Annotated in this window: 16 protein-coding genes; 6 read left to right on the top strand and 10 right to left on the bottom strand. The window is 51.0% G+C overall.

What is annotated here, in order from left to right; genetic code table 11:
- Positions 1-17: 17 nt before the first annotated feature.
- Positions 18-2,387: a DEAD/DEAH box helicase gene (locus TON_RS05470; RefSeq protein WP_012572029.1), complete on the top strand. Its 2,370-nt coding sequence runs from the start codon at positions 18-20 to the stop codon at positions 2,385-2,387.
- Here TON_RS05470 and TON_RS05465 read toward each other — a convergent pair.
- Positions 2,369-3,112 (bottom strand): hypothetical protein, encoded by a 744-nt coding sequence (locus TON_RS05465; RefSeq protein WP_012572028.1) that lies wholly within the window; start codon positions 3,110-3,112, stop codon positions 2,369-2,371. The two genes, TON_RS05470 and TON_RS05465, sit on opposite strands and share 19 nt — an antisense overlap.
- A 169-nt stretch (positions 3,113-3,281) precedes the next feature.
- Complete coding sequence (locus TON_RS05460) at positions 3,282-4,124, bottom strand: M55 family metallopeptidase (protein WP_012572027.1); 843 nt, start codon at positions 4,122-4,124, stop codon at positions 3,282-3,284.
- Positions 4,125-4,276: 152 nt separating this feature from the next.
- Between TON_RS05460 and TON_RS05455 the strand changes: the two genes are divergently transcribed.
- A complete protein-coding gene (locus TON_RS05455) occupies positions 4,277-4,516 on the top strand; it encodes a hypothetical protein (RefSeq protein WP_012572026.1) in 240 nt (79 codons plus the stop codon).
- Between the two features lie 2 nt (positions 4,517-4,518).
- On the opposite strand, the gene TON_RS05450 is transcribed toward TON_RS05455, so the two are convergent.
- Both TON_RS05450 and TON_RS05445 read right to left on the bottom strand, forming a co-directional pair.
- Positions 4,519-5,286: a geranylgeranylglyceryl/heptaprenylglyceryl phosphate synthase gene (locus TON_RS05450; protein WP_012572025.1), complete on the bottom strand. Its 768-nt coding sequence runs from the start codon at positions 5,284-5,286 to the stop codon at positions 4,519-4,521.
- A complete protein-coding gene (locus TON_RS05445) occupies positions 5,283-5,726 on the bottom strand; it encodes a GIY-YIG nuclease family protein (protein ID WP_012572024.1) in 444 nt (147 codons plus the stop codon). The genes TON_RS05450 and TON_RS05445 overlap by 4 nt, the downstream gene beginning before the upstream one ends.
- A gap of 61 nt (positions 5,727-5,787) precedes the next feature.
- Here TON_RS05445 and TON_RS05440 point away from each other — a divergent pair, with 61 nt between their 5' ends.
- Positions 5,788-6,177: a DUF2095 family protein gene (locus TON_RS05440; RefSeq protein WP_012572023.1), complete on the top strand. Its 390-nt coding sequence runs from the start codon at positions 5,788-5,790 to the stop codon at positions 6,175-6,177.
- A 151-nt stretch (positions 6,178-6,328) separates the two neighbouring features.
- Here TON_RS05440 and TON_RS05435 read toward each other — a convergent pair whose 3' ends face one another.
- From TON_RS05435 to TON_RS05410, 6 genes are all read right to left on the bottom strand, one after another.
- Positions 6,329-7,840 (bottom strand): AMP phosphorylase, encoded by a 1,512-nt coding sequence (locus tag TON_RS05435; protein ID WP_012572022.1) that lies wholly within the window; start codon positions 7,838-7,840, stop codon positions 6,329-6,331.
- A gap of 127 nt (positions 7,841-7,967) precedes the next feature.
- Entirely contained in the window at positions 7,968-8,216 is a 249-nt protein-coding gene (locus TON_RS05430) for a hypothetical protein (protein ID WP_012572021.1), read from the bottom strand.
- 90 nt (positions 8,217-8,306) lie between these two features.
- On the bottom strand, positions 8,307-8,558 hold the full coding sequence (locus TON_RS05425; RefSeq protein ID WP_012572020.1) for a hypothetical protein: 252 nt from the start codon (positions 8,556-8,558) through the stop codon (positions 8,307-8,309).
- Positions 8,555-9,334 carry a cell division ATPase MinD gene (minD, locus tag TON_RS05420; RefSeq protein ID WP_012572019.1) on the bottom strand — a complete coding sequence of 260 codons (780 nt, stop codon included), beginning with the start codon at positions 9,332-9,334 and terminating at the stop codon, positions 8,555-8,557. Before minD ends, TON_RS05425 begins: the two co-directional genes overlap by 4 nt.
- Before the next feature lie 170 nt (positions 9,335-9,504).
- Positions 9,505-10,311, bottom strand: coding sequence for a slipin family protein (locus TON_RS05415; protein ID WP_012572018.1), 807 nt, complete (start codon positions 10,309-10,311; stop codon positions 9,505-9,507).
- Between the two features lies 1 nt (position 10,312).
- On the bottom strand, positions 10,313-11,638 hold the full coding sequence (locus tag TON_RS05410) for an NfeD family protein (protein WP_012572017.1): 1,326 nt from the start codon (positions 11,636-11,638) through the stop codon (positions 10,313-10,315).
- Positions 11,639-11,729: 91 nt separating this feature from the next.
- Between TON_RS05410 and TON_RS05405 the strand changes: the two genes are divergently transcribed.
- The 3 genes from TON_RS05405 to TON_RS05395 are packed head-to-tail and all read left to right on the top strand — an operon-like array spanning position 11,730 to position 13,167.
- Positions 11,730-12,029, top strand: a complete 300-nt coding sequence (locus TON_RS05405; protein ID WP_012572016.1) for a hypothetical protein — start codon at positions 11,730-11,732, stop codon at positions 12,027-12,029.
- A complete protein-coding gene (locus tag TON_RS05400) occupies positions 12,011-12,838 on the top strand; it encodes a DNA-3-methyladenine glycosylase family protein (RefSeq protein WP_012572015.1) in 828 nt (275 codons plus the stop codon). Before TON_RS05405 ends, TON_RS05400 begins: the two co-directional genes overlap by 19 nt.
- Positions 12,835-13,167 (top strand): hypothetical protein, encoded by a 333-nt coding sequence (locus TON_RS05395; protein ID WP_012572014.1) that lies wholly within the window; start codon positions 12,835-12,837, stop codon positions 13,165-13,167. Before TON_RS05400 ends, TON_RS05395 begins: the two co-directional genes overlap by 4 nt.
- Positions 13,168-13,189: the final 22 nt, after the last annotated feature.

Here is a 13,189-nt window from a genome sequence, read left to right as displayed (position 1 = left end):
GTCGAGGAGATAGGAGTATGTATCTCCGCAGGGACTTAATCCAGCCGCGCGTTTACCAGGAGGTCATCTACGCGAGGTGTAAGGAGAGTAACTGCCTTGTTGTTCTGCCAACCGGATTAGGAAAGACTCTCATCGCGATGCTTATCGCCGACTACAGGCTTCAAAAATACGGCGGTAAAGTTTTAATGCTCGCCCCTACAAAGCCCCTGGCTTTACAGCACGCGGAGAGCTTCAAAAAGCTCTTTGACATTCCTCCGGAGAAAATAAACGTCCTGACAGGGGAGCTCTCGCCTAAAACAAGGCAGGAAATCTGGGAGAAAAGCGTGATAATAACTGCCACGCCTCAAACGATAGAGAATGACATTTTAACAGGCAGGATCTCCCTTGAGGACGTCGTACTTCTCGTCTTCGACGAGGCCCACAGGGCGGTGGGCAACTACTCCTACGTCTTCATCGCAAGGGAGTACCTCAAGACTGCTAAACATCCGCTTGTTCTTGGCCTTACGGCCTCCCCTGGAAGCGACGAGGTGAGGATAAGGGAAATAATCAATAACCTCGGAATAGAGCGCATCGAGATAAGAACCGAGAGCTCACCGGATGTGAAGCCCTACGTCCATAGGATAGCCTTTGAGTGGGTCAAGGTCGACCTTCCAGGCGTCTACAAGGAGGTCCGCTCCCTCCTGAGGGGGATGCTCAAGGAGAGCCTCAAACCCCTCGCCCAGTTTAAGCTCGTGAGTTCATACTCGCCAGATATCTCAAAGAAGGAAGTTCTCCAGGCGGGCTCAAAAATCAATCAGGAGGTCGCGAGGGGCAACTACGAGATTGGGAGGCTGAGGATGTACCAGGCTAAAGCAGTCAAGCTCCAGCACGCGATTGAGCTCCTTGAGACGCAGGGACTGACCGCCCTCCGTGCTTATCTCAAAAAGCTTCGCGAGGACAAACGGACGAAGTCAAGCAGAGAGCTGATGGAAGATCCTCGTATGAGAAAAGTGATATATCTCTTAGTCCAGGCGAAGGAGCTTGGAATAGACCACCCCAAGATGGAGAAGCTCAAGGAGCTCGTTAAGGCCCAGCTGGAGAAAAAGCCGAACTCCAAGATAATCGTCTTTACCAACTACCGCGACACAGGAAAGAAGATAGTTGAGGAGCTTCGAGCGATGAGTGTCAGTGCGGAGCGCTTCATTGGTCAGGCCAGCAGGAGCAACGACCGGGGCATGAGTCAGAAACAGCAGAAAGAGACGTTAGAGCGCTTTTCTAGGGGTGAGTTCAGCGTTCTGGTCGCCACAAGCGTCGGTGAGGAAGGTCTCGATGTCCCCGAAGTCGACCTGGTAATCTTCTACGAGCCCGTGCCTTCCGCCATCAGAAGCATCCAGAGACGTGGACGGACTGGAAGGCACAGGCCGGGTAGGGTCGTTATCCTCATGGCGAAGGGAACGCGCGACGAGGCCTACTACTGGAGCTCCAGACGGAAGGAAAGGGGAATGTTTGAGGCGATTAGGAAGATAGCCCGTGAGCTTGAGGCCGAGATGAAGGAGAGGGAGGATATGAAGAGGGGTAAGATCACTTCCCTCGATGCTTTTCTAAAGCCCAAGAAGAAGCCGGCTGAAGAAAAAGCCGAAGGAATTGAAGAGGCTGAGAAGCCCTCTGAGGGGAAAGTGGAAAAATACGAAAAGGCCGAGCCCTCGAAAGAGGAGCTCTACGAGAAGCTCCCGATAAAGCCCGTCTTTGTCAGAAGGCCAAAGGGCATAGTTGTTTACGTTGACAGCAGGGAGCTAAGAAGCGGCGTGCCAAAGCATCTCAGGGGGCTCGGGGCCGAGGTCGAGGTAAAGACGCTTGACGTTGCTGACTATGTGGTGAGCGAAGAGGTCGGAATAGAGCGCAAGAGCGCCAACGACTTCATACAGTCCATAATCGATGGAAGGCTCTTTGACCAGGTGGAGAGGTTGAAGAAGGCCTATGAGAAGCCCGTGATAATTATCGAGGGGCAACTCTACGGTATAAGGAACGTTCACCCCAACGCGATTAGGGGTGCCATAGCGGCTGTCACTTTGGACTGGGGCGTGCCGATACTCTTCTCCTCTGGGCCGGAAGAGACTGCCCAGTTCATCTACCTGATGGCCAAGCGCGAGCAGGAGGAGAGGAAGAAGGAGGTAAGACTGAGGAGCGAGAAGAAGGCCCTAACTCTTGCCGAAAGGCAGCGGTTGATAGTCGAGGGACTGCCCAACGTCTCGGCCACTCTGGCAAAGAGGCTCCTCAAGCACTTCGGCAACGTCGAGAGGGTTTTCACCGCCACGGAGGAGGAGCTTCAGGAAGTTGAAGGCATCGGCCCGAAGAAGGCGAGGGAGATAAGGAAGGTGATAACGGCACCTTATGTGGAAGAGGAGTGAGGCTTGGAAAGCACTGAGTCCATTCCATTCACTCTTACGGTAATCTTGGGGATGTCTCCCATGCTCCGGAGCTTTCCGTCGGTCAGAAAGGCCAGTACGAGGTAGTTGATCCGCCGGTTCTCTGGAAGCTTAACTTTTACATAATTGGGTGAGGTTACTGCAATCTTCCCGCTTCCGCTGTAATACACTCGCTTCCATTCGATCGGGACTTCCACGGTTATGGTCTCTACGTTGTTTGCTCCTTCTGCATCGTAGATGCTGAGGAAAATCACGGCCCATCTCTTTGTTATGAGGCCCACTCCGTCTATTCTCTGACTCTCATCTTCCGTAAATGGTTCGAAGGTAAAGTCTCCCTCAGTGGTGCCATTCCTTAGGCCGTACCTCCCGTATCCTAGTGTGTTGTTTTTGAAAACGTATGATATTCCAAAAAGTTCCGCGTTTGGTTTTTTAGCCCGGTAGAGCTCTTTCAAAATTTCTAGGGGGTAGTTTGGGCTCTTCTGCTCTATGTATGCTCTCTCAAGGGCTTCGGCAACTTCCGTTTCATTTGAGATTGTCCTGCCCAGCGGGATAGTGTATCCTTCGAGGATTTTGTAGTCTACTATCGGGCATACTCTCATTTCCGGCAGTTGATTGGCTGAATCCTCACTTGAATATGAGAAGAGTGCTCCAAGTACGAAGCCTATCATAATCCCGATCATCAGGGCAGTAAGTATTTTTCTCTGCACACTGGTCACCACTGAATTTACGCTTGTGTGGTATAAAAGAATATCGACTTTGAATGTATACTGGTGATGTGCCCCCGGGGAGCGAAGGGAGGTCACAGCTCGCCGAGGCGCTCTCCTCCCCGCGGTTTCCCGGGGGCGTCATAGTGTTAGCCATCCGGAAACTTAAGCTTTACCTCATGACTATTGCGCTTACACCCGCGGATGCAAGGGTAAGGAGCTCGAACACCCTGTACGCTTCTTCAACAGTCTTTGCCTTGAACTCAACAGTCTTTCCGTCCAGTCTCTTGATGAACGGAAGAAGCTCGGCGGTATCTGCCATGTCGCTCCTCAGGAAGCGGACTTTAACGTGAACCGGCTCTTCTGTCTTGAGCGGCTTTGCCTCGCCGTTCTTAAGTCTATCAACGGCTCTGGAAACACTTTCCCTGAGCTCATTCTTCAGCTTCACCATACTAGGACTCTTGGCAGAGTAGCGCGAGGGCGACTCCTTGAAAACAACTCCCTCTACCCAGGGTGTGAACTTTCTCACATCGTCCTCTATGAGCTTTTTGTCTCCACCTACGAGAATCACCGGAACATTCCAGCTTCCCAGGAGATAGGCATTCAGGAGGAACTCGCTAACCTCAACGCCATTGATTTCCAGCCTGTCTATTGAAGCGCCGCTGTATGTGTGGTCAAAGGTTGCATAAGCCGTTCCAGCCTTGGCGTGATAGCCAAGGAAGAGCGCAGCGTCGCTGTCTTTGGCGAAGGCCACCATGCTGAGCGGCCTCGGAAAGCCGCGGACAAGCTCAACGTACTCGGGCATCTCCTCCGGGAGGATGTTCACCATTGGTCCGTGGCTATCGGCAACAATAATTTCGTCGAAACCGTTCTCGTGAAGTGCTTCGGCCGTTACTTTGACTATCTCGGTTGCTATTCTCCTGGCCTCAGAGTAGAGAGCCCCCTTTACGAAAAGGTGCTCCCTGCTGACTATGTAAGGCAGACCTTCTAGGTCAAGGGAAATAAAAGCACGCATGGTCACCACCAAAATAAAAATCGAAACGATAAAAGAAAAGTTTTCCGGTGGCTTTTCATAACCTCTGGGAATATTCCTGATGGGATTCGATAATCCACGCTCATGAGAAAGGTTATATAGGTCTTTTTTCATAAAATAGAGCGGTGATGGGTATGCAAATCGTTGAACTTGACATAAAATTGCCCTATGAGGGCAGGGGGAAAATTCTGGGTCGTCTGTACGAGAAGATTCGGGGCGAGATTCGTGACATACACTTCTTCCCGCCTGACGCAGAGGGTATAAGTGAAATTAAAATGGAGATAGTCGAGGATGACGCTCCCAGACTTCTCGCGGAGCTCAGAAAGATAATCAAAAAGGGAACCATAACTTTCAAAGTGCTCTCCGAAGCTTAATTTTACCCCTTGACCCCTCTTATTATACTCTCCAGTCTGTTTTTGGCCTCTTCCAGAGAGCCCGCCTTCTCGATTGCCGTTCCCGTGACAATTATATCTGCTCCAGCTTTCACAGCGGTCTTTGCTTGTTCCTCGCTCCTTATGCCGCCGCCGACGATGAGGGGAACATCGATTACCTTTTTCACGAGGGCTATCATCTCGGGAGGAACCGGCTGCGGAGCGCCGCTTCCGGCTTCAAGGTAAACGAGGCGCATTCCGAGGTACTGGCCAGCCAGGGCATAAGCTGCTGCTATCTTTGGTTTGTGCCGAGGAATGGGCTTTGCATCACCGATCCAGCCGACGGTTTCTCCGGGCTCTATTATGAGGTATGCCATTGGTATCGGCTCCACCCCGTAGCGCTTGACCTGGAACGCACCCAAAGCCTGAGCACCGGTTATGAAGAACGGATTGGTCGAATTAAGCAGACTCATGAAGAATATTGCATCGGCATATTTGCTTATTCCACCATGAGAACCCGGAAAGAGTATAACCGGAAGGTTTGAACTCTCCTTTATCGCCTTCACGACGTTGTCAAGGACTTCTCCTTCGGCTCCGGTCGAGCCACCAACCATTATCGCATCAACGCCGGTCTCTTCACTCATCCGGGCTATCTCTCCAGCCTCCCATACTTTGTCCGCAAAATCGTCTGGGTCGAGAAGAACGAAGTGAAGCTTTTCTTTTTCGAGCTTTTCGTGGATGTAAGCTTCTACCTTCCCAATTTTGACCTTCATTTTCTCTCACCGAATTCTATAATCTCTTCCCTGCTTTTAACCCTTTTCCACTTGAGGCCGAGCCTTTCGAGGATTTCGATGAGCACACTGTCTGGTTCCTTTTCAATGCGGTATAAGTTGGTGCTCACCCTGACATCTCCGGCGCCGAAGCCCTCAACGGGCTCACCGTACTTCGCGATCTCCAGTGATAATTTCTCCTCAAGTCTCTTCTCGCTCGGTATCAGATAGGCCTTCAGAAGCTCTGCTTCTCTCAGCAGGTAATCGATGTGCCAGTGGAACTTCTTCTCCCTCCTGAAATGTCTCTCCACCCGCTTTTCGAGGGAGTTCATGGCAGAGCCAACGTAAACGTAGTAACCTCTCTTCAGGAAGAACTCCCGCCTTTTGGTAGCTATCCTTTTATCCTCCCCGAGTTTGATGACTAGAAAATACGAACCCTTCATGGACCTGGATTCCACTCAGGGTTTATAAACCCTTGACTCATAGTTCCCTCAGGTGTGATGCATGGATGAGAAAAAGAAGAAGCGCCCTATAGATGAGTTCGCCTGGCAGGAGTACGATAAAGGAGAGTTTGAAGAACGCTTTCCAGCTTTGGCGAGGGAGCTTGAGGGGGAGGGCGTTCCGATAGACGCTTACAGAACGGATGAGGCCAAAGCCATAGCTGAGGAAGATGAGCTCAGGGACTTCTCCGGCTACAACCCAACTGTCATAGACTTCCTGAGGAGATGTGAGACAGACGACGAGGCGCTCGAAATAATCAATTGGATGGAGAAGCGCGGAGAGATAACCCACGAGATGGCTAAGGAGCTCAGGATAACCCTTGTCCAGAAGGGTGTGAGGGCATTCGGTCCGAAGAAGGAGTGGGGTTGGTACGAGCGACACGGGGGGAGGTAAGGCTTATTCCTGCTCCTGCTGTGTTCTCTCAAGGCCTTATTATAACTTTTAAGGGATTGTTGCGTTCCATGATGGAACTTCTCAAAAGATGTCCTGAACACTTGGAAATACAAGATGAGAAGAATAAGGCAAGAAACAAAAATTCTCAACCTCAGATGTTGCCGATTCGCTGGAGCACCATTCCCTCGATCCTTATCGGCTCTGCCCTTCTGGCGAAGACTATCGCCTGGTCGAGCCTAGCCTCGCTCTCGGCGTATATAGTGAATAGTGGGTCGCCTTCCTTGACCTTCTCGCCAACTTTGACGTAGAGCTCTATTCCGGCGCCCTTGTCCTCCGGCGCTCCGGCGGCCCTTGCGATTCCGGTTATCGCCTTGTTGTCTATTGCGGTGATGTAGCCGCTCGTTGGTGCGGTAAAGGTGTAGGTCTTGTCACCTATCGGTATTTCCTCCGGCTTGATGTCCGGGTTTCCGCCCTGCTCCTCTATGATTTCACGCATCTTCTGGTAGGCCTTTCCGCTCTCGAGTATCTCACGCGCCATCTTCTTACCCATTCCTGATGGAGCAACACCGCCCATCTCGAGGAGGATTCCAGCCAGGCCTGTCGCCTTCTCTATGAGGCTTCCAGGACCGGTTCCGCTCATCAGTGCTTGAAGCGCCTCTCTGGCCTCGAGGGCGGGGCCAACGGTGTGGCCTATCGGCTGGCCACCGTAGGTTATCGCGACCTCAACGTACTGGCCGAGCCTCTTTCCGAGCTCTATGAAGTCTCTTGCCAGTGCACGGGCTTCGTCAACGGTCTCTACCTTGACACCCTTTCCGGTCGGGATGTCTATAAGGACGTACTGGCTACCCATAGCGTATTTCTTTGACATTATGCTCGCCAGCATGAGGCCGACCGGATCGATGCTCAGCGCGCGCTCGGCTTTAATGGTAATATCATCTGCTGGAGCGAGGTTGAGCGCGCCACCCCAGACCATACAAGCACCTATCTTTTCGACTATTCTCTTTATCTCGTCTAGACTGAAGCTGACCTCTGCAAAAACCTCGACAACATCGGCCGTTCCTGCGGCGCTGGTGATGGCCCTCGAAGATGTCTTTGGTATGGTAAGGCCTGCCGCTGCAACTATCGGGACAACTAGGATGTTGGTCTTGTTTCCTGGGACACCGCCAATGCTGTGGACGTCCATGATGGGCTTCCTGTCTATGTCGAGCATGTCGCCGGTCTCTGCCATGGCTATGGTCAGGGCTGCTATCTCGTCCATGTCGAGGCCATTTATCTCAAGGGCAGTGACGAAGGAGCTTATCTCGATGTCGCGCAGCTTCCTATCAACGATGTCCTTGACTATGGTCTCAATCTCGACCTTCCTGAGCTTTTCGCCGTTCATCTTCTTCTTTATATAGCGGACGCTCTCAGGGGCCCCGCTGGGTAGCACCGTAACGACCTCTCCCTCGGAAAAGTTGTGGAGTTGGAGTACATCTTTGCTGATTCCGATTTCACCTTCTTTCACGAGGTTGCTTATGGTGACGCTGCCGTATACAGTCTTCTTCCCTGTCTCAAGCTTAACAAGGTCATCCGGGTGGAGCTTTGCTTTCTTCGCCTCTTTCTCATTGATAAACACCGAATACCTCCCGCTGTACATGTCCAGTATCCTAACCTTCGCCTTCATTTTCATCCCTCCGTTCACTCACGAGTTCCCAATATTGCGCAAAAGAGTACTTAAATGTTTTCAACTGAAAGACTGTTAAAATGCACCCAACCGTCCATAGGGCTAGGCAGACAAATGTAAAAGAAGGTCAGCCGCTGAGTCCTTGACCGTATTCGACGGTGGGCTGGAACTCTCCATGAAGCTCTCCAGTGCTTAGAAGCACCCTAATTATGTCTGGTACCACAGCTTTAACTGAAGGGGGCAGAAGACCTTCTCCTTTGAGATAGTATTTCACGACCTCACTCAGTGGGGCGCTTACTAGTTTGCCATTGAAGACATGGACGGCCTTATCATCGACCTCGACTATCCTATCTGGATAGCCGAGCCTGACTTTCATAGCGCCCCACCTCCACTTTAGGATTAGTAGAATGGGACTTTTAAAATTTAACGCCACATAAATGTTTAATAACAAAAGGGTTAGAAAAGCTCAGAGGTTCCTAACTTCTTCGTCTATGGATTCTTCGAGGGTCTTCTCCCATTCCTCGATGTCAAAATCGACCAACTCGCTCTCGAGGTCCTCCTTGAGACTGGTGACACGCCTCTTAAGGGCATTCTTGGTTTCTTCGTCGTAAACGACGTAGTACGGGTTGCTTTTGGCGGAGTAGTAGAGCATCAGCAGTACGATATTAAGCACTATGAGGATGATGACTATTCCGTAGAGGAGCGCGCTGGCCATCATTTCTTCCCTCCGAACAGTGCTTTGAACACTCTCTTGATCGGGCTCTCGGGCTCGGGGGCCTGCCACCTGATACCTGCGAGCTTTGCCGCAAGCTGCTTGATGGCTATCGCAGCTGGGCTGGTTGGGTTCTTGATGACGAGTGGAACACCATAGGCACTGGCGCGCTTGACCTCAGGATCCTCAGGAATCATCGCCAGAACCGGAACCTCAAGGATGGCCTCGATTTCTTCCTGGGTGAGCTCGGTCTTCTCGTTGGTGACTCTGTTGAGGATGGCACCGAGCGGGAGAGTTCCTAGCTTCTCTGCGATGAGTTTAGTCTTGAGAGAGTCAGTAATGGCTGAAATCTCCGGGTTGGTAACGATTATAAGCTCCTTACCTATGAGAAGGGCAGTAACTGACGTCATCTCGAGACCAGCAGGAGCATCGATGAGAACGAAATCTGCCATCTGGCCGATTTCTCTGATTAGTTGCCTGAGTCTCTCAGGCTTGGCCTTTTTTATTTTCTCAAGACTGAGACCACCCGGGATGACCTTGACGCCGGCGGGACCCTCGTAGATTGCATCCTTGAGATCTGCCTCTCCTGCGAGGACATCGTGGAGTGTTATTGGAATGTCCTCCATGCCAAGGACGAGGCTCAGGTTGGCCATTGTGATGTCAGCGTCCAGCAGAATAACTTCCTTTCCAAACTGGGCCAGTGCGACACCCAGGTTTGCAACCGTCGTTGTTTTACCTGTTCCACCTTTTCCAGATGCAAAAACAATTGAACGGCCTTCCAAAGTTGACACCCCCAGTATGAGCGGTAACCGCCCTTTCCTATAAAGCGTTTTGAGTCTCGATTTTATACGGGCTGCTGTTTTGCGTGTATGAAGTATGCTGGCAATACTTTTATTTTTTGCGGTTCGTCCAACCCGGGAAAAGAAAAGATAGAAGAAAAGCTATTCACTACTTACTCTTTCTCAGCTTCTTTTTCGAGTTTTGCTCTGGCAGCATCTGCGGTGTCAGCTAGACTCCTGAAGAGCTTGAGCATCTCCATTGGCAGCGTTAGTACTATTACGTTGCTCTTGTCACTGGAGACATCGCTTATCGTCTGGAGCGTCCTGAGCTGGAGTGCCATCGGATGTTCGGAGATTATCTCGGCAGCTTCTCTAAGCTTCTCGGCGGCCTGCCTCTCGGCCTCTGCCAGAAGGATTCTTGCTCTCCTCTCCCTCTCGGCTTCTGCCTGCCTTGCCATGGCCCTCTGCATTCCACTCGGCAGTTCGACATCCTTGATCTCGACGGTGCTGACCTTTATTCCCCACGGATCAGTAGCCTCGTCGATTATCTTTTGGAGCTGAAGGTTGAGCTTATCCCTCTCACTGAGGAGCTCGTCGAGGTGGGCCTGGCCGATCACGCTCCTTAGCGTCGTCTGAGCAATCTGGCTGGTGGCCATTATGTAGTTGCGGACTTGGGTGACGGTTTTGATCGGATCAATGACGCGGAAGTAGACGACCGCGTTGACCCTGACCGGGACGTTGTCCTTGGTTATGGTCTCCTGAACCGGAACGTCGAGGACGCGCGTTCTGAGGTCTACTATAACAGCTTTTTCGAATATTGGTATGATGAAGAACAGACCTGGGCCTCTTGCTCCGACTATCCTACCAAGCCTGAAGATAACGGCCCTTTCGTACTCCTTGACTATCTTTATGGCGGAGGCCAAAATAATCAAAACAAACAACAAAACAATACCCAAAACCATTGTGCTAACTGCCACCATCTCAATCTCCCTCCTTTTCCACTATAAGAGTTAGTCCCTTGATTTCAACAATCCTGACCTTCTCCCCTGCTGGAATCCTGCTTCCGTCTTTGCTGAGGGCCTTCCAGAGCTCTCCGTGAACCCTGATCATGCCTTCAGGGTTGAGCTCCTGGATGACTTTCCCTTTGGCTCCAATTAGCTCTTCTTTTCCTGATTCTGGTCTCCTCCTGTGGGCTTTCACTGCCGCCGCTGCTCCGAAGGCGAAAAATAGCCCCATTAGTATTGCCATGACGATGATAACTATCCTTAACATTTCGTAAATGGCTCCGCTCACCAGGTACTCACCTCCACCGCTTCCGAATAGCATTATCCCTCCGAGAATGAATGTAATGGTTCCCGCCACAGTGAAAAGGCCAAAGGTTGGCGTCAGGGCCTCAGCTATGAAGAATATCATTGCGAGGACTATCAGAAGGAGTCCTGCACTGCTGTAGCCGAAGTATCCGAGGCCTATCAATCCAAGGACGAGCATTATGGCTCCCGCTGTCTCCGGCACGTGCCAACCGGGAGTTAGGAATCCAAAGATTATTCCGATAAAGCCAAGGTTGAGAAGGATATAGGCTATAGTGGGGTCGGTTATGTACTTAACGACGGTGTCCTTGAAAGATGGCTTCAGGTAAACAACGCGCGCATCTTTGAAGTTGAGAACGACTTTTCCCTTCCCTTTGACCGGAATCTTGGTCTCCATCCCATCTGTCTTCTGGAGAAGGTCGTTGACATCGGTCGCTACGACTTCGATAACGCCGTATTCAAGAGCCTCTTGTGAGGTGACGCTCCTGTCCTCAGTGATGAACTGTTCTGCAAGGGTGGCGTTCCTTCCGCTCATCTCGGCCAGCTCGCGCAGGTACGTTATGTAGAAGTTGACTATCTTAGCGGGTGCCTCAACTATGCTGCCGTTTGCACCGTAGCCGAGTATTGGCCTGCAAGCCCCAATGACGGTTCCGGGAGCCATGGCTATCAGGTGAGAGCCCAGGGCTATATACGTTCCCGCGGAAGCGGCCATTCCCCCTGAGGGATAGACGTAGATTATAACTGGAACCTTGGCGTTCTGTATCCTCATCACTATCTCCTGCATTGCGTCGGCCCTTCCTCCGGGGGTGTTGAGCTCGATGATGATCGCCGATGCATTGGCCTTCTCCGCCTCGCTGATGTACCTGTCGAACTGATCCACGGTGTAGCCGGTTATCATGCCGTCTATTTTGGCAACATAAACTGTGTTGCCCTGAGCATGTGCACTGGGAAAGAACGTGACGAACAAAATGAGCACGATCAGGACAATCTTTAGCTTCATATCTATCGCCTATTATTAATACTACTACATAGTTTAAATCTTTTGCCTATTTTCCAAAAGTGATTTATATGACTAAGGCCAACTCCAGACCATGAGTCTGAGGGCGCTCGTCAAACTTTATCGAGTCTCGAGGGGTAAGGAGAAGGTGGGGAGAGCCTGGAAACTTGTCCGTGAGTCGGCTAAATACGCTCATTATGAACCGTACTGGGAGTTTCTGAAGGAAACTTTTAACGTTCGGGCAGAGGATATAAAGGAGGCGATGCGCTTTTTGGAGGAATCCGGAGAACTCGAGATCAAACGCTCCACAGATGGTAGGCGTCTTTATGTCTTGACGCTAAAGGATATAAAGGAGAACCCCGTTAAGCTTGACCGATGGCTGGGATTGACCTGAAGAAAACGACCCATGAGATGGTAAAGAACGGCACGTGGAAGTTCGACGGAATCTTCTGGCAGGCCTTCGAGAACGGTCTGGCTGGCTTTGACGGAGAGAACTTCATATTCCCTGATGAATGGGGTAAGCATGAAAGGAAAGAAGCAAAGAACAAGCTGAAATTCATCCTTGGCCTCGATACAGATCTGGACTCCTTTTACAACGAAATTGTCGATTCAAGATTCGCTTTTCTTATCGATGAGTTCTACGGCCTAACAGTTCCCGCCGCCCCAAGCCCGTACCAGGCCCTTGTTGAGGTGGTAGCGCAGCAACAGATTAACTTTGAGTTCGCCCAGAGGACGATAAGGAACCTCGTCAAACTGGCCGGCAAAAGGATTGGTGATCTTTACGTCTTCCCGAGCGCTGAAAAAATAACGTCGCTGAGTGAAGAGGAGCTTAAGAAGGCAAAGCTTGGCTACCGCGCGGGATACATAAAGTTCCTCACGGAGCTCTACCTTAATGGCGAGCTGAACCTTGAGCTATGGGACTGGAGGGAAGAGGACTCCATTAAATACCTCACAAAGTTCCGCGGAATCGGGAAGTGGAGCGCCGAGCTGTTTCTCCTCTACGGTCTAAGGAAGAATGTTTATCCTGCGGGTGACCTGGGGCTGAGAAGGGGGGTAGCAAAGATTTTTGGGAAGAACGTGAAAGAAGTCAAAGAGAAAGACGTCCGCGAGCTCATTGAACCCTACGGAAAGTGGAAGAGCCTTCTGGCATTCTATGTCCTCTGCTATGATAGGAAAACTGAGATGGAGCGGAAGAGAAAATGAATAGACTCCAGATAGTCTTGCCTCGTGAGAAGTTCAAATCTCTGAAGGACAAAGACCTTGAAGCCCTTATCAAAGAATATCTTCCAAAAGTTGAGAAAACGTTGAAAGCCGAGCGCGAAGAGATTTTGGGGGAGAAAGCTAAAGCACTTGAGGAGAAGCTCCGCGAGATGGAGAGCGAGTTTGAGGAGCTGAGAGAGTTTTACAAGAAGGCTTTGAAAGATAGAGAGCTCATGATGGCCGAGAGGAACAGGCTGAGGAAGGAGAACGAGGAGCTGAGGAGGAAGCTGGAAGAGAAAAAGAGAGAGCTGGAGAACTTCCACAAATCGTGAACGATTCGTTTATGGGGCGTGA

Source organism: Thermococcus onnurineus NA1, from assembly GCF_000018365.1.
In the GTDB taxonomy this organism is placed as follows: Archaea; Methanobacteriota_B; Thermococci; order Thermococcales; family Thermococcaceae; genus Thermococcus; species Thermococcus onnurineus.
This window is presented reverse-complemented; position numbering and strand designations above follow the sequence as displayed.